This is a genomic window from Streptomyces nojiriensis (assembly GCF_017639205.1).
Taxonomy (GTDB): Bacteria; Actinomycetota; Actinomycetes; order Streptomycetales; family Streptomycetaceae; genus Streptomyces; species Streptomyces nojiriensis.
Genome location: NZ_CP071139.1, coordinates 2342434 through 2357171, shown reverse-complemented (window position 1 = coordinate 2357171; position 14738 = coordinate 2342434). Strand labels below are relative to the sequence as shown.

The 14738-nt window shown below is 72.7% G+C and carries 13 protein-coding genes; 10 read left to right on the top strand and 3 right to left on the bottom strand.

Features of this window, described 5'->3' with window-relative positions:
• Window positions 1–4: 4 nt before the first annotated feature.
• Window positions 5–772 (bottom strand): lysophospholipid acyltransferase family protein, encoded by a 768-nt coding sequence (locus tag JYK04_RS11045; protein ID WP_189740105.1) that lies wholly within the window; start codon window positions 770–772, stop codon window positions 5–7.
• A gap of 156 nt (window positions 773–928) precedes the next feature.
• Here JYK04_RS11045 and JYK04_RS11040 point away from each other — a divergent pair, with 156 nt between their 5' ends.
• The 3 genes from JYK04_RS11040 (at window position 929) to JYK04_RS11030 (ending at window position 3309) form a co-directional block, all read left to right on the top strand.
• Complete coding sequence (locus JYK04_RS11040; RefSeq protein ID WP_189740108.1) at window positions 929–2131, top strand: glycerophosphodiester phosphodiesterase; 1203 nt, start codon at window positions 929–931, stop codon at window positions 2129–2131.
• A 73-nt stretch (window positions 2132–2204) separates the two neighbouring features.
• The gene (locus tag JYK04_RS11035) at window positions 2205–2765 is read left to right on the top strand and encodes a sigma-70 family RNA polymerase sigma factor (RefSeq protein WP_189740110.1); all 561 of its coding nucleotides are present in this window, start codon (window positions 2205–2207) and stop codon (window positions 2763–2765) included.
• Window positions 2766–2802: 37 nt separating this feature from the next.
• Entirely contained in the window at window positions 2803–3309 is a 507-nt protein-coding gene (locus JYK04_RS11030; protein WP_189740114.1) for a GNAT family N-acetyltransferase, read from the top strand.
• Here the strand turns inward: JYK04_RS11030 and JYK04_RS11025 are convergent.
• Both JYK04_RS11025 and JYK04_RS11020 read right to left on the bottom strand, forming a co-directional pair.
• Window positions 3299–3751, bottom strand: a complete 453-nt coding sequence (locus JYK04_RS11025; protein ID WP_189740117.1) for a hypothetical protein — start codon at window positions 3749–3751, stop codon at window positions 3299–3301. The genes JYK04_RS11030 and JYK04_RS11025 overlap by 11 nt on opposite strands.
• Window positions 3744–4112 carry a hypothetical protein gene (locus JYK04_RS11020; RefSeq protein WP_189740120.1) on the bottom strand — a complete coding sequence of 123 codons (369 nt, stop codon included), beginning with the start codon at window positions 4110–4112 and terminating at the stop codon, window positions 3744–3746. Before JYK04_RS11020 ends, JYK04_RS11025 begins: the two co-directional genes overlap by 8 nt.
• A 594-nt stretch (window positions 4113–4706) precedes the next feature.
• Here JYK04_RS11020 and JYK04_RS11015 point away from each other — a divergent pair.
• From JYK04_RS11015 to cobA, 7 genes are all read left to right on the top strand, one after another.
• Window positions 4707–5753 carry a methionine ABC transporter ATP-binding protein gene (locus tag JYK04_RS11015; RefSeq protein WP_189740125.1) on the top strand — a complete coding sequence of 349 codons (1047 nt, stop codon included), beginning with the start codon at window positions 4707–4709 and terminating at the stop codon, window positions 5751–5753.
• On the top strand, window positions 5750–6418 hold the full coding sequence (locus JYK04_RS11010; RefSeq protein WP_189740128.1) for a methionine ABC transporter permease: 669 nt from the start codon (window positions 5750–5752) through the stop codon (window positions 6416–6418). Before JYK04_RS11015 ends, JYK04_RS11010 begins: the two co-directional genes overlap by 4 nt.
• A 92-nt stretch (window positions 6419–6510) precedes the next feature.
• Window positions 6511–7377 (top strand): MetQ/NlpA family ABC transporter substrate-binding protein, encoded by an 867-nt coding sequence (locus tag JYK04_RS11005; protein WP_189740130.1) that lies wholly within the window; start codon window positions 6511–6513, stop codon window positions 7375–7377.
• A 236-nt stretch (window positions 7378–7613) separates the two neighbouring features.
• On the top strand, window positions 7614–8312 hold the full coding sequence (locus JYK04_RS11000; protein WP_189740133.1) for a GNAT family N-acetyltransferase: 699 nt from the start codon (window positions 7614–7616) through the stop codon (window positions 8310–8312).
• A gap of 103 nt (window positions 8313–8415) precedes the next feature.
• A complete protein-coding gene (gene cbiE, locus JYK04_RS10995; protein WP_189740136.1) occupies window positions 8416–9615 on the top strand; it encodes a precorrin-6y C5,15-methyltransferase (decarboxylating) subunit CbiE in 1200 nt (399 codons plus the stop codon).
• 274 nt (window positions 9616–9889) lie between these two features.
• Complete coding sequence (cobT, locus tag JYK04_RS10990; RefSeq protein WP_189740139.1) at window positions 9890–13072, top strand: nicotinate-nucleotide--dimethylbenzimidazole phosphoribosyltransferase; 3183 nt, start codon at window positions 9890–9892, stop codon at window positions 13070–13072.
• A gap of 400 nt (window positions 13073–13472) precedes the next feature.
• The gene (gene cobA / locus JYK04_RS10985) at window positions 13473–14717 is read left to right on the top strand and encodes a uroporphyrinogen-III C-methyltransferase (RefSeq protein WP_189740142.1); all 1245 of its coding nucleotides are present in this window, start codon (window positions 13473–13475) and stop codon (window positions 14715–14717) included.
• Window positions 14718–14738 lie beyond the last annotated feature (21 nt).

Sequence of the window (14738 nt, the reverse complement as noted above, 5' to 3'; positions counted from 1 at the left end):
GGGCCTACGCGGCCTTCGCCTTGGTGGCGTACATGTCGACGTACTCCTGGCCCGAGAGGCGCATGACCTCGGCCATCACCGAGTCGGTGACGGCGCGCAGGACGTAGCGGTCGCGGTCCATGCCCTCGTAGCGGGAGAACTCCATCGCCTCGCCGAAGCGGACCGTGACGCGGCCCGGGCGCGGCATGCCGGCGCCGCCCGGCTGGAGCTTGTCGGTGCCGATCACCGCGAACGGCACCACGGGGGCGCCGGTCATCAGGGTCAGGCGGGCGATGCCGGTGCGGCCGCGGTAGAGGCGGCCGTCGGGGGAGCGGGTGCCCTCGGGGTAGATGCCGAAGATCTTGCCCTCTTCGAGGATCCGGCGACCGGTCATCAGGGCCGCCACGCCGCCGTTGGCCCCGTCACGGTCGACGGGGATCATGCCGGAGCCGGTGAAGAACCAGGCCATGGCCCGGCCCTTGATCCCCTTGCCGGTCACGTACTCGTCCTTGCCGATGAAGTGGACCGTACGGTCGCACACCAGCGGCAGGATCATGGAGTCGATGAAGGTGAGGTGGTTGCCCGCCAGGATCACCGGCCCGGAGCCGGGGATGTTCTCGATGCCCTCCACGCGGGTGCGGAACATCATGCGCATGACCGGTCCGACAGTGGCTTTGATGAGCTTCGTACGGAACAACGTGGGCCCTCCGGCATCGAAAAGCGGTTCGCGCATCCACCACACGGCGGTAGCGCAGGTGAGGACGATACTCGCGGGTCGGCTCCGAGCGCACATCGGGTTCACGTGTCGGATACGCAGTGTTGACGCACGTTTCCGCCAAGTTCCCCGGATGTGCCGTCGGCGCACGCCCCGCGGTCACCCCTGTTTGCCTACCATCGGCACGCCGATCGCGGGCCGCGACACGGCGATCACGACGAGGAGTGGGCACTCATGACACAGGGTGGGGCAGCGCGGCGCACGGTCCTGGGGGCGGCCGTCCTGGCGGCGGGGACCGGGATCACGGGACTCACGGCGGGTTCCGCCGCCGCGGACGACGGGTCCGGGTCCGGGAACGGGTCCGGCTCCGGCGACGGCCGCGGGAACGGTGGCGGGGGCTACCGGGACCTGCCCTGCCCCACGGTCATCGGCCATCGCGGAGCCAGCGGCTACCGGCCGGAGCACACGATCGGCTCCTACCAGCTCGCCCTCGACCTGGGCGCCGACGTGGTCGAGCAGGACCTGGTCCCGACCCGCGACGGCCATCTGGTGTGCCGCCACGAGAACGAGATCGGCGGGACCACCGATGTCGCCGATCACCCCGAGTTCGCCTCCCGGCGCACCACCAAGTCCGTCGACGGGGTCGCCGTCACCGGCTGGTTCACCGAGGACTTCACCCTGGCCGAGCTGAGGACCCTGCGCGCGAAAGAACGCATCCCCGCCGTCCGCCAGCGCAACACGCTCTACGACGGCCAGTGGGCCGTACCCACCTTCGAAGAGGTGCTCCGCTGGGCCGACCGCGAGGGCAAGCGGCGCGGCAGGCGGGTGTGGCTGCACGTCGAGACCAAGCACCCCACCTACTTCCGGGGCCTGGGCCTCGGTCTGGAGGAGCCCCTCTCCAAGCTCCTGCGGCGCTACGGGCGCGACGGGCGCGGCGCCGCCCTCTTCCTCCAGTCCTTCGAGCCCTCCAGCATCCAGCGGCTCTCCCGACTGGTCTCCGCGCCCCGCGTGGTCCTGCTCTCCGCGGCCGGTACCCGCCCCTGGGACTTCGAGGTGGCCAAGGACCCGCGCACGGTCGCCGACCTCGTCAAGCCCGAGGGCCTGAAGTGGATCGCCGGCTTCGCCCAGGGCATCGGCCCGACCATGGACCTGATCCTCCCGCGCGACGCGGCCGGCAAGCTCGGCGCGCCGACGACCCTGGTGAAGGACGCCCACGCCCGCGGGCTGCTGCTGCACCCCTACACCGCGCGCAACGAGAACAGCTTCCTGCCCGCCGAGTACCGCAAGGGGACCGACCCCACCGCGTACGGGGACGCCCTCGGTGCCTTCCGGACCTACTTCGAACAGGGCATCGACGGGATCTTCACCGACAACCCGGACACCGGACTGCTCGCGGCGGAGGCCTTCCGCCCGGGCCGACGCCCCGTCAACCGCTGAGCGCCGCTTCCCGTACGAGTGGGCCGGGCCCGGCGGGGAAACCGTCCGGCCCGGCCCGCTCGTCCCGCCCGGCATGGACCTGCTGAAGGCTGATTACGTCGACAAGCTCGGACCGCTGCTCTCCGCCGAGGCGGCCGCGGAGGCACCGGGCACCGGAGTGGACGCGGCCGACCTGGAACAAGCCGTCTGGGTCAGGCTGCTGGAGAGCGGCCGCCACGCACCCGATCCGGCCGAACCCGCGGAGCCGGCGCGGTGGCTGCGCCGGGCGGTCCGGGCGGAGGCCCGCCTCGCCCGGCGCCGGGCGAGGCGGGAGATCCCGTACGGCCACCGCCAGCACCCGCTCGACGGGAGCGCACCGGCCGGCGCGGCCCCCGCGGCCGAGCCGGAGGACGCCCTCCTGCACGGCGAGGAGAACCGCGCACTCCGATCGGCGGTCGCCCGGTTGCCCGGACGCTGTCCCGAGCTGATGAAGGCAATTCTTTCGCCCAGAGACCTCACTTACCGTGAAATCGCAGGAGAGTTGGGTATCTCACAAGGAAGTTTAGGGCCCGTCCGTTCCCGTTGCCTGGGATGTCTGCGCAGAATGCTGGCTGCAGAGGTTGCGGCTCCTGGCCTGCGGGGAAAGGAGCGGTAGACCAACGGGCTACCAGGTGAGCTGGAGGCATGCGCACATGGGCATGAGCGTGACCATTTCGGCGGCGGCTGCCGAGGACGCTGAGCAGATCTTCAAACTGCAGTACCTGGCCTTCCAGCGGGAGGCCGAGCTGTACGGCAACTACCTCATCCAGCCGCTCACCCAGTCCCTGGACTCCCTCAAGGGGGAGCTGGCGACGGACACCGTCCTGGTGGCCCGGCTCGGCGACGAGGTCGTCGGGACCGTGCGCGGCAACGTCGACGAGGACGGCACCGGCAAGATCGCCAAGCTCTGTGTGCACCCGCGCCTGCAGGGTCACGGTCTCGGGGCGCGCCTGCTGCGCGCGGTCGAGGAGGCCCTGGCGGGCCCCGGCCACACCACCCGCTTCCGCCTGCACACCGGGCACAAGAGCGAGTCGAACCTGCGCCTCTACCGCAAGGCCGGCTACGTCAAGGTGGGCGGCCGCACCGCGTCCGACGGCGTCCAGCTGGTGATCCTGGAGAAGGAAGCCAAGGACCCGACCGACTTCACGGTCAGCGCGTAGGGATCCCCCGGCGCGTGCGCAGCCAGAGCATCCCGGTGACCGGCAGGATCACCGGGATGAACAGGTAGCCCATCCCGAACTGGGACCACACGGTCGTGTCGGGGAAGGATTCGGGCCGCACCACGGTCCAGGTCCCCACGGCCAGCACACCGGCCAGCTCGGCGGCGCAGCAGATCAGCGCCGCCTTGCGGGCCGTCTCACCGCCGCGCACCAGTGAGTACGTGATGAACGCGTAGGCCAGCGCGGCCACGGCGGACAGCGAGTACGCCAGCGGCGCCCGGTCGAACTCGGTGGAGATCTGGAAGGCCGAGCGGGAGACCGCGCCCACCACCATCACCCCGTACAGCCACACCAGCAGCAGACCGGGCCCGGAGACCAGCCGCTTGCGTCCGGCGGCGGTGGTGGCGGCGCCGGTGGCGTCCGTCGTGTCGGAGTCAGGCACCGGTGGTTCCCCAGATGTCGTAGAGCCGTACTTCGAGGACGGCGAGCACGACGGCGCCGGCGGCCACCGTGATCGATCCCCACTTGGTCCGCTCGGTCAGCGAGAGCATCCCGGCCGCCGGTACCGCGGCGAACGCGCCCACCAGGTAGGCCACGAAGATCACCGTGCCCTCGTCGGGCTTCTCGCCCTGGGCCAGCTTGACCACGCCGATCACCAGCTGCGCCAGGACCAGCACGGTCACCACGGCCATACCGATGAAGTGCCAGTCCTTGGTGGGCTGGTCCCGCCATGCGGCGTGGCCGCACCAGGCGGCGAGGGCGAGTGCGGCCACGCCGATGGCGACCGTCAGGGCGTCGAGCATGCAGCGAGGGTATTACGGGCCCTGGGACCCGATGCGCGCACCCCTGTCCGCCGGAGCCCCGCGCACCGCCCGCGCACCCGGCGCGGTGACCGTGGTCTTGACCACAGCGGACCGGGTCGCCGCACTCCGGACCGGGCGGGCCGGACAGCCCCGGCCGGCCGTGTCGGCGCAGGTCGGAGGTGGGGAACCAGCCTGGGGGCGGGGGGTCTGCCTTGACCGGTGACGTCCGGTATGTGGTCGGAATGCGTCCGCTATTCGGACGTCATTGATCGGTCAGGGGAGACGTCTGCTTTACTTGGGCCCATGACCACGACGAGCAGCCGCACCCTTGCGACCGAGGCGACGATGACGCCCGGTGCTCGTTGTATGTGTCGAATGTGCGCCTTCTGAGGGCCCCTTCCTGAGCCTCGCGCCCCGAAGCGAGACCAGCCGCGCCACCACGTCACCAGCTGATGAACAGCACGGCTCACTCATGCCCCGCGCACGTGTCGACACCATCATTTTCTGACGGTTCGTCCCGTATCGCGTCCCCAGATTGTTTGCCCCGTGCCCGGCAGCCCGCTGCGCCGCGCACTCGACAGCGACGGAAATCCTGTGATCACCACATCGGGCCTCACGAAGGTCTACCAGTCCCGTGGCCGCGAGGTCACCGCCCTGGACGGCGTCGATCTCCACGTCCGCGAGGGCGAGGTCTACGGAGTCATCGGCCAGAGCGGCGCAGGCAAATCCTCCCTGATCCGCTGCGTCAACCTGCTGGAGCGCCCCACCACCGGCACCGTGACCGTCGACGGCGTCGACCTCACCGCCCTCGCCGGCCGCGGCCGCCGCGCGGGCAAGGAGCTCCGCCAGGCCCGCAGCCGCATCGGCATGGTCTTCCAGCACTTCAACCTGCTGTCCTCGCGCACCGTCCAGGCCAACGTCGAGCTGCCCCTGGAGATCCTCGGCGTCTCCGGCCGCGAGCGCTCCCGCAAGGCCCTCGAACTCCTCGACCTGGTCGGCCTCGCCGACAAGGCCAAGGCCTACCCGACCCAGCTCTCCGGCGGCCAGAAGCAGCGCGTCGGCATCGCCCGCGCCCTGGCCGGCGACCCCAAGGTGCTGCTGTCCGACGAGGCCACCAGCGCCCTGGACCCCGAGACCACCCGCTCCGTCCTGGGGCTGCTGCGCGACCTCAACCAGCAGCTCGGCCTCACCGTGCTGCTCATCACGCACGAGATGGACGTGGTCAAGACCGTCTGCGACTCGGCCGCCCTGATGCGCAACGGCCGGATCGTCGAGTCCGGCACCGTCGCCGAACTCCTCGCCACGCCCGGCTCCGAGCTCGCCGCCGAACTCTTCCCGGTCACCGGCACCGCCACCGGCCCCGACCGCACGGTCGTCGACGTCACCTTCCACGGCGAAGCCGCCGTCCGGCCGGTCATCTCGCAGCTCTCGCGCACGTACAACATCGACATCTCGATCCTCGGCGCCGCGATGGACACCGTCGCGGGCCGGCAGATCGGCCGCATGCGCATCGAACTGCCCGGCGGCTACGAGGACAACGTCGTGCCGGTCGGCTTCCTCCGCGAGCAGGGCCTCCAGGTCGACATCGTCGACGAGATCGACAACGAGCTGGCCGAGCTGGTCAAGGATGGTGCCAAGTGACCTGGTCCGAAATGCAGCCCCTGCTCACCCAGGGCACCTACGACACCCTCTACATGGTGCTGTGGTCCACCCTGGTGACCGTGCTCGGCGGCCTGCCCATCGGCATCCTGCTGGTCCTCACCGACAAGGGCGGCCTCCTGCAGAACCAGCCGCTCAACAAGGTCCTCGGCGTGGTCGTGAACATAGGCCGCTCGCTGCCGTTCATCATCCTGCTGATCTTCCTGATCCCGGTCACCACCGCGGTCGTCGGCACCTTCATCGGCCCCACCGCCATGATCGTCCCGCTCGCCATCGGCGCCGTCCCCTTCTTCGCCCGGCTCGTCGAGACCGCCGTCCGCGAGGTGGACCACGGCCTGATCGAGGCCGTCGAGTCCATGGGCGGCGGCATCCCCACCCTGGTCGGCAAGGTGCTCCTGCCGCAGGCGCTGCCCTCCCTGGTCGCCGGTGTCACCACCACCGTCATCACCCTCGTCGGCTACTCGGCCATGGCCGGCGCCGTCGGCGGCGAAGGGCTGGGCTCCAAGGCCATCACCTACGGCTTCCAGCGCTTCGAGACCGGCTTCATGATCGCCACCGTCGTGGTCCTGATCGCCCTCGTCACGGTGATCCAGCTGCTCGGCGACGGCGCGGTCCGCCTCCTCGCCCGCCGCGGCCGGACCGCCTGAGAAGACTTTCCCCCCAACAGAGCCCGCACTTGTCGTGCTTGGGCCACCACCAGCAAGTCATCGGTACTTGTTCAGCAAGAAAGGCACTCTTCGTGCGTAAGAACGTCAAGCTCACCGCCCTCGCCGCCACGGCCACCGCGCTCGCCCTCGGCCTCACCGCCTGCGGCAGCTCCTCGGACCCGTCCTCGGCGAAGGCCGACGGCGGCAAGGCCGACGAGAGCAAGCCCCTCGTCATAGCGGCGTCCCCGAGCCCGCACGCCGACGTCCTGAACTTCGTCAAGGACAAGCTCGCGGCCAAGGAAGGCCTCAAGCTGGAGGTCAAGGAGTTCACGGACTACGTCCTGCCGAACACCGCCACCGAGCAGGGCCAGGTCGACGGCAACTACTTCCAGCACAAGCCGTACCTCGACGACTTCAACAAGAAGAACAGCACGCACGTCGTGCCCGTCGTGAACGTGCACCTGGAACCCCTCGGCCTCTACTCCAAGAAGATCAAGGCCATCGGTGACATCAAGGCCGGCCAGACCATCGCCGTCCCCAACGACACCACCAACGAGGGCCGCGCGCTCCAGCTGCTCGCCGCGAACAACCTGATCACCCTCAAGCAGGGTGTCGGCACCACCGCCAAGCTGTCCGACATCACCGACAAGAAGGGCCTGGAGTTCAAGGAGCTGGAGGCCGCCACGGTCCCGCGCGCCCTGAACGACGTGGACGCCGCGATCATCAACGGCAACTACGCCCTCGAAGCCAAGCTGTCGCCCGCCAAGGACGCGCTGATCCTGGAGAAGGCCGAGGGCAACCCCTACGCCAACTTCCTCGCGGTCAAGGACGGCAACCAGAACGACCCGCGGATCCAGAAGCTGGCCAAGCTGCTGAACTCCGACGACGTCAAGAAGTTCATCGAGGAGAAGTACCAGGGCTCGGTCATCCCGGCCTTCGGTGCCCCGGCCGCCTCCTGAACCGGTATCTCCTGATCCGGTTCCTCCCGGACCGGTCATGAATCTCGGCCCCGCACGCACCTGACGGCGCGCGGGGCCGAACTCTGCCCGCTTCCGGGCAACCCGGCCCTGCACATCACCCGGTCGATGCTGCATGCTGTGGCCTACGACCCGCACGCACGGTCCCGCACGAACGGTCCCGCACCGCGGTCGCATCGCAACACGGTCGCACCACGGTCTCAGGCATGGAGCTGCGCATGACTACCACCTTCCCGGACGTCACCATCAGCACGGACCGGCTGGTGCTGCGCCCCTTCGAGGAAGAGGACGTCACCGCGCTGACCGAGATGATGAACGACGAGCACGTCACCGCCTGGACCGGCGTGTCCCACCCCTACACCGACGCCGAAGCGCACGCCTGGGCCACCCGGCACTCCCACGCCGAACGCACCGAGGGCCGCGGCATCGTCTTCGCCGTCACCGAGTTCCTCACCCAGCGCCTCGTCGGCATCGTGCACCTGCAGAGCACCAACTGGCGCACCCGCTCCACCGAGGTCGGCTACGTCACCGCCCCCTGGGCCCGCGGCGAGGGCTACGCCAGCGAATCCGTCCTCGCCGTCGCCCAATGGCTGTTCCGCGCCCAGGGGTTCGAGCGCCTCGAACTGCGCACCGCCGCCGACAACACCGCCTCGCAGCAGGTGGCCCAGAAGATCGGCTGCATCAGCGAGGGCGTCCTGCGCAACGCGTGGATAGTGCGGACGCAGACGGCCGACGGCGGCTGGGCCGACACCCGCACCGACCTCATCGTCTGGAGCCTGGTCCCCGAAGACCTCGACGAGGGCGACGGCTACGACGGGTACGACAGCTACGACAGGTACGACGGATACGCCCGCAGCACCGCGTTCCCGCAGCGGGCCGACGCGAACGGCCACCCCGTCGGCGCCGACTGGAACTGAACCGATGACCGGGTAGTCTCACCGTGCCCGCCCCGACGAAACCCCGCCCTCCCCCGGCTGCCGCCGGGAGGTGCCCCCCTGCCAGACCAGGAGACTGACGACGATGGCCGACCGGGTCACGGTGATCGGCTGGGACGGTTCGCCCCTGACCGCGGGCGCCCGGTCCGCGCTCTCCGCCGCCACCCTCGTGGCCGGCGCCGCGCACCACCTCGCCCTCCCCGAGGTACCGCCCACCGCGGAGCGCATCCGCCTGGGCAGTGTCGGCCTCGCCGCACGCCGCATCGCCGGCCATCGCGGCACCGCGGTGGTCTTCGCCGACGGGGACCCCGGCTTCTTCGGCGCCGTACGCGTCCTGCGCGCCCCGGAGCACGGCCTGGAGGTCGAGGTGTTCCCGGCCGTCTCCTCCGTGGCCGCCGCCTTCGCCCGCGCCGGCATGCCCTGGGACGACGCGCAGGTCGTCGTCGCCCACCCCCGCACCCTGCGCCGCGCGGTCAACGTCTGCCGCGCCCACGCCAAGGTCGCCGTCCTCACCTCGCCCGGCGCCGGCCCCGCGGAACTCGCACTGCTCCTCGAAGGAGTTCACCGCACCTTCGTCGTCTGCGAGGAACTCGGCACGGACCGGGAGCAGGTGAGCGTCCTGACCTCCGACAAGGCCGCCGACCACAGCTGGCGCGACCCGAACGTCGTCATCGTCATCGGGGGCGGGGGACCGGCCCCCGCCGACGCGGGCTGGCTCCTCGGCCAGAGCGCCGCCCGGTCCGCCGACCGCGGCTGGGCCCGGCCGCAGGCCGACGCGGGAGAAGGCGGGTCCGCCCAGCTCCGCGCGGCCCAACTCGCCCGGCTCGGCCCGCGCACCGGCGACCTCCTGTGGGACATCGGCGCCGGATCCGGCGGCGTGGCCGTGGACGCGGCCGCCCTCGGCGCCGCCGTCATCGCGGTGGACGCCGACCCGGCCGCCTGCGACCGCACAACTGCCGCCGCCCGTGAGCGGGGAGTGCAGCTCCAGGCCGTCGCCGGGCGCGCACCGCAGGTACTGGAGAACCTGCCCGAGCCCGATGTCGTGCGCGTCGGCGGTGGCGGCGCCGCCGTCGTCGCGGCCGTCGCCGAGCGCCGCCCCGAACGGATCGTCAGCCACGCCTCCACCCGCGACGAGGCCGAGGCGATCGGCGGGGTACTCACCGAACACGGTTACGCCGTCGAGTGCGCGCTCCTCCAGTCCGTAGGCCTGGACACCCGGACCTGGGCCGAACAGGACCGTTCCGTGGTGTTCCTGCTGGCAGCGGAACGCCCCGCCACGCGCTGAGCCGAGGGCCGGGGTAGGCTGGCCGATCGTCGTACCGCTTCGGACCATTCGGGCATCGCGACACCGCCGGGACGCGCGACGTGGCGCAGTCCACAGAGGACCGTGACGGTTATGGCCGTCAGGGTGGCCGACGGGCGCGACAATGCTTACTGGTTGTCGTGCAGGCGCATGCGAGACGAGCTCGTCGCACCGCAACCCCGCAGGCAAAACCGCTCGGCGGCCTCGTGGGCGACCGGGCGATCGAAGAGGCAACACCGATGGGCGAGGGGTAAGCATGACTGACACCGGCCAGGTCCCGGGCGAGGGTCTCCCGGACAACGCGGGCATGGTGGATCAGCAGAGCGTCCCCGCTCCGGTCCAGATCCCGGCACCGATTCCCGTCGGCTACGCCTTCCAGGACCTCATGGACAACCCGGCCGAGCCGGAGGACGAGGAACTGCTGCTGATGCCGAGCGGCCAGGGTGCCTGGAGCGACCCGCAGGTCGTCCCGCAGGCTCCCGCCTTCCCCGCCGCGCCCCAGCTCGGCGAGCCGCAGATGTACCAGGATCCGTCCTACGCCGCCGAGCCCGCCTACCCCGGGGCCCCGGCCGCGTACACCGAGTTCCCGCCGCCCGTGTTCCCCGACGGCGGCTACAGCGCGGGTGCGCACGAGACGGGCGGCCGTGACTCCGGCGCGCTCGACCTCGGCGGGCTCGTCGTGCCGCCCCCGGCGGTCCCCGTCGCCCCGGCGGCCCCCGCGGCCCCCGTCCGGCGCCCCCTGCACATGGGCCCGCCCATGCCCGAGGCCAACGGCGGCGTCGTGCGCTCCCTCGCCGACCGCGGCCCGGCCGCGGCGCCCGCCCAGGCCGCCCCGGCGGCCGCCGTGAGCACCCCGGTGGCCCCCGTCCCCATGCGCCAGGCGGGGCCCCCGACCACGGGACCCGAGTACCTGGACATCCCGCGCGCCGAGGCCGCCGCGGCCCCCGTGGCCCAGCTGGGCGAGATCCCGCCGCAGGCCGGTGCCCCGTGGACGCCGGAGCCGGTGGCGGAGCCCGCCCCGGCCCCCGCCGAGGCCGCGGCGCAGCCCGTGGAGCCGGAGCCGGTCGCGGCCCCCGCGGAAGCGGCGGTCCAGCCCGAGCCGGTGGCGGCCGAGCCGCTGCAGCCGGAGCCGGAGCCCCTCGCGGTCGAGCCGCAGCCCGAGCCGGTCGCGGTCCAGCCGGTGGTCGTGGAGCCGGTGGTCGTGGAGCCCCAGCCCGAGCCCCAGGCCCAGCCCGAGCCGGTGGTGGCCGTCGTGGCCGAGCCGGTCCAGCCGGAGCCCGTCGCCGAGGTTCAGCCCTCGGCCGAGCCGGAGCCGGAGCCGGTGGCCCCGGCCGAGCCGGTGGCGGCGGAGCCGCAGCCCGAGCCGGTCGTCCCCGTAGAGCCGGTGGCCGCCGTGGCGCCCGAGCCGGTCCAGCCGGAGCCGGTCGCCGAGGCGCAGCCGGCACCGGAGCCCCAGCCCCAGTCCGCGCCCGAGCCGGTGGCGGCGGTGGAGCCGCAGCCCGAGTCCGCGCCCGAGCCCGAGACCGCGCCCGAGCCGGTGGCGGCCGTGGAGCCGCAGCCCGAGTCCGTGCCCGAGCCCGAGTCCGCGCCGGAGCCGGTCGCGGTCGAGCCGGTGGCCCAGGCCGAGCCGGTGGCCGTGGAGCCCCTGCCCGAGGAGACCGTCCCGGCCGAGCCCGCCGCGGCGGAATCCGCCGAGCCCGCCGCAGGCGAGGCGGCCCCCGGCTACGCCGACGCCGAGCGCGAGGCCGTCCTGCGCGTCATGCGCGAGCGCCGCGACATCCGCAACGGCTTCCGCACCGACCCCATCCCGCACGAGGTGCTGCTCCGCGTCCTGGAAGCCGCGCACCACGCGCCCAGCGTGGGCCACTCCCAGCCGTGGGACTTCGTCGTCATCCGGTCGGCCGAGACCCGCCGGGCCATGCACGAGCTCGCCCAGCGCCAGCGCGAGGCCTACGCGAAGTCCCTGCCCAAGGGCCGGGCGAAGCAGTTCAAGGCACTCAAGATCGAGGCCATCCTCGACACCCCGGTGAACATCGTCGTCACCGCCGACCCCACCCGCGGCGGCCGCCACACCCTCGGCCGGCACACCCAGCCGCAGATGGCCCCGTACTCCGCGGCCCTCGCCGTCGAGAACCTCTGGCTCGCCGCGCGCGCCGAGGGCCTCGGCGTCGGCTGGGTCAGCTTCTTCGACGAGCGCGAGATGGTCCGCGAGCTCGGCCTGCCCGAGCACCTCGAAGTCGTCGCCTACCTCTGCGTCGGCTACGTCGACGAGTTCCCCGAGGAGCCCGAGCTGGCCCAGGCCGGCTGGTCGCAGCGACGCCCGCTCTCCTGGGTGGTCCACGAGGAGACCTACGGCCGCCGCGCGCTGCCCGGCGAGGAGCCCCACGACCTGCTCTCGGAGACGGTCGCCAGCATCCGCCCGCTCGACGCGAAGGCCCTCGGCGAGGCCTGGGAGCGCCAGAAGCGCATGACCAAGCCCGCCGGTGCCCTGGGCATGCTGGAGATCATCTCCGCCCAGCTGTCCGGCCTCTCCCGGGTCTGCCCGCCGCCGATCCCGGAGCCGGCCGCGGTCGCGATCTTCGCCGGCGACCACGGCGTGCACGCCCAGGGCGTCACCCCGTGGCCGCAGGAGGTCACCACCCAGATGGTGGCCAACTTCCTGGGCGGCGGAGCGGTCTGCAACGCCTTCGCCAACCAGGTCGGCGCCGAGGTCTGCGTGATCGACGTCGGCGTCGCCGGCGACCTCCCCGCCACCCCCGGCCTCCTGCCCCGCAAGGTCCGCCCCGGCACGGCCGACCTCTCCACCGGCCCGGCGATGACCCGCGAGGAAGCCATCGCGGCCATCGAGGTCGGCATCGAGACGGCCCGCGACCTCGTCGCGGCGGGCAACAAGGCCCTCCTCACCGGCGAGATGGGCATCGCCAACACCACGGTCTCGGCGGCCCTGATCTCGGTCTTCACCGGTGTCGACCCGGCCGAGGTCACCGGCCGCGGCACGGGCATCAACGACGAGACGCACGCCCGCAAGGTCGAGGTCGTCCGCCGCGCCCTGGAGCTCCACCAGCCCGACCCGGCGGACCCGATCGGCGTCCTGGCGGCCATCGGCGGCCTGGAGCACGCGGCCATCGTCGGCCTCCTCCTCGGCGGCGCGTCGCTGCGCACGCCGGTGATCCTGGACGGCGTCAGCGCCGGAGCCGCCGCCCTGGTGGCCCGCGCCATCGCCCCCGAGTCCCTGTCCGCCTGCATCGCGGGCCACCGCAGCGCCGAGCCGGGCCATGTCGCGGCGCTCAACAAGCTGGGCCTGCGCCCGCTGGTCGACCTGGACCTCCGCCTCGGCGAGGGCACGGGCGCCCTCCTCGCCCTCCCCCTGGTCCAGAGCGCGGCCCGCGCGATGCACGAGGTCGCCACGTTCGACTCGGCGGGCGTGACGGAGAAGTAACCCGTGCCGGTCCGGAGGCGGGTGCGTTTCCGGACCTGTGGCGGGGTCCCGTCCGGGATCCGGCTCGTGCCCGGGTCCGCCGTGGGGCGGGGACGCTCCGGGATGTCCCCGCAGGTCGAGCGAACCCACCACCGGCCGACAGGCCGGTCCGGCTCAGGGTTCGCGAGCCGAGGAGACGTCCCGGAGGGGCACCGCCCCACCGCGAAGCCAATCCCCAGCCCCGCCGACGTTTGAGGCGCGGGGTCCGGGGCGGAGCCCCGGGGGCGCAGCCCCCGTCCGCGCCTCGGGACGGCCCGCGCCGTATGGTGGACCCGCACCAAGAACCCGCACGTCAGTACACCGCCGCTCCAAAGCCGCAGCGGCACGACAGAACGACCGCCGCACCAGGAGCCGCACCGCCATGGCCGAAACCCCCGCCTACCCCGTCGGTCTGCGACTCGCCGGCCGCCGCGTCGTCGTCATCGGCGGCGGACAGGTCGCGCAGCGTCGCCTTCCCGCGCTCATCGCGGCCGGCGCCGACGTCCTGCTCATCTCGCCCTCCGCCACCCCCTCCGTGGACGCCATGGCCGAGACCGGTGAGATCCGCTGGGAGCGCCGCCGCTACCAGGACGGTGACCTCGCCGACGCCTGGTACGCGCTGATCGCCACCCAGAACCGCGAGGACAACGAGCGGGCCTCCGCCGAGGCCGAGCGCGAGCGCGTCTGGTGCGTCCGCGCCGACGACGCCTCCGCCGCCACCGCCTGGACCCCCGCGACCGGCCGCATCGAGGGCGTCACCGTCGCCGTGCTGACCGGCAACGACCCCCGCCGCTCCGCGGCCGTCCGTGACGCCGTCGTGGAGGGCCTGCGCGACGGCACCCTCACTGCTCCCGCCCACCGGCACAAGGCCACCCCGGGCGTGGCCCTCGTCGGCGGCGGCCCGGGCGATCCGGACCTGATCACCGTGCGCGGCCGCCGCCTCCTCGCCGAGGCCGACGTGGTCATCGCCGACCGGCTCGGCCCCCGTGACCTGCTCGACGAGCTCCCGCCGCACGTCGAGGTCATCGACGCCGCGAAGATCCCGTACGGCCGGTTCATGGCCCAGGAGGCCATCAACAACGCCCTGATCGAGCACGCCAAGGCCGGCAAGGCCGTGGTCCGGCTCAAGGGCGGCGACCCGTACGTCTTCGGCCGCGGCATGGAGGAGCTCCAGGCCCTCGCCGAGGCCGGCATCCCCTGCACCGTCGTCCCCGGCATCTCCAGCTCCATCTCGGTGCCCGGCGCCGTCGGCATCCCGGTCACCCACCGCGGTGTGGCGCACGAGTTCACCGTGGTCAGCGGCCACGTCGGCCCCGACGACGCGCGCTCGCTCGTGGACTGGGCCTCCCTCGCCAAGCTCACCGGCACCCTGGTGATCCTGATGGGCGTCGACAAGATCGGCCTGATCGCCGAGGCGCTGGTGCGCCACGGCCGTTCCGCGGACACCCCCGTCGCGGTGATCCAGGAGGGCACCACCGCCACCCAGCGCCGGGTGGACGCCACCCTGGCCACGGTCGGCGAGACCGTCCGCGCCGAAGAGGTCCGCCCGCCGGCCGTCATCGTCATCGGCGAGGTCGTCCGCGTGAACGGCCCGGGCGACCGCACGCTCCCCGCCACCGGCGCCTGACAGGCCGTTGGCACCGCACCC

Coding starts and splice junctions, on each gene's coding strand:
- JYK04_RS11045 (WP_189740105.1), bottom strand. CDS start 772: ATGTGCGCTCGGAGCCGACCCGCGAGTATCGTCCTCACCTGCGCTACC.
- JYK04_RS11040 (WP_189740108.1), top strand. CDS start 929: ATGACACAGGGTGGGGCAGCGCGGCGCACGGTCCTGGGGGCGGCCGTC.
- JYK04_RS11035 (WP_189740110.1), top strand. CDS start 2,205: ATGGACCTGCTGAAGGCTGATTACGTCGACAAGCTCGGACCGCTGCTC.
- JYK04_RS11030 (WP_189740114.1), top strand. CDS start 2,803: ATGGGCATGAGCGTGACCATTTCGGCGGCGGCTGCCGAGGACGCTGAG.
- JYK04_RS11020 (WP_189740120.1), bottom strand. CDS start 4,112: ATGCTCGACGCCCTGACGGTCGCCATCGGCGTGGCCGCACTCGCCCTC.
- JYK04_RS11000 (WP_189740133.1), top strand. CDS start 7,614: ATGACTACCACCTTCCCGGACGTCACCATCAGCACGGACCGGCTGGTG.
- cbiE (WP_189740136.1), top strand. CDS start 8,416: ATGGCCGACCGGGTCACGGTGATCGGCTGGGACGGTTCGCCCCTGACC.
- cobT (WP_189740139.1), top strand. CDS start 9,890: ATGACTGACACCGGCCAGGTCCCGGGCGAGGGTCTCCCGGACAACGCG.
- cobA (WP_189740142.1), top strand. CDS start 13,473: ATGGCCGAAACCCCCGCCTACCCCGTCGGTCTGCGACTCGCCGGCCGC.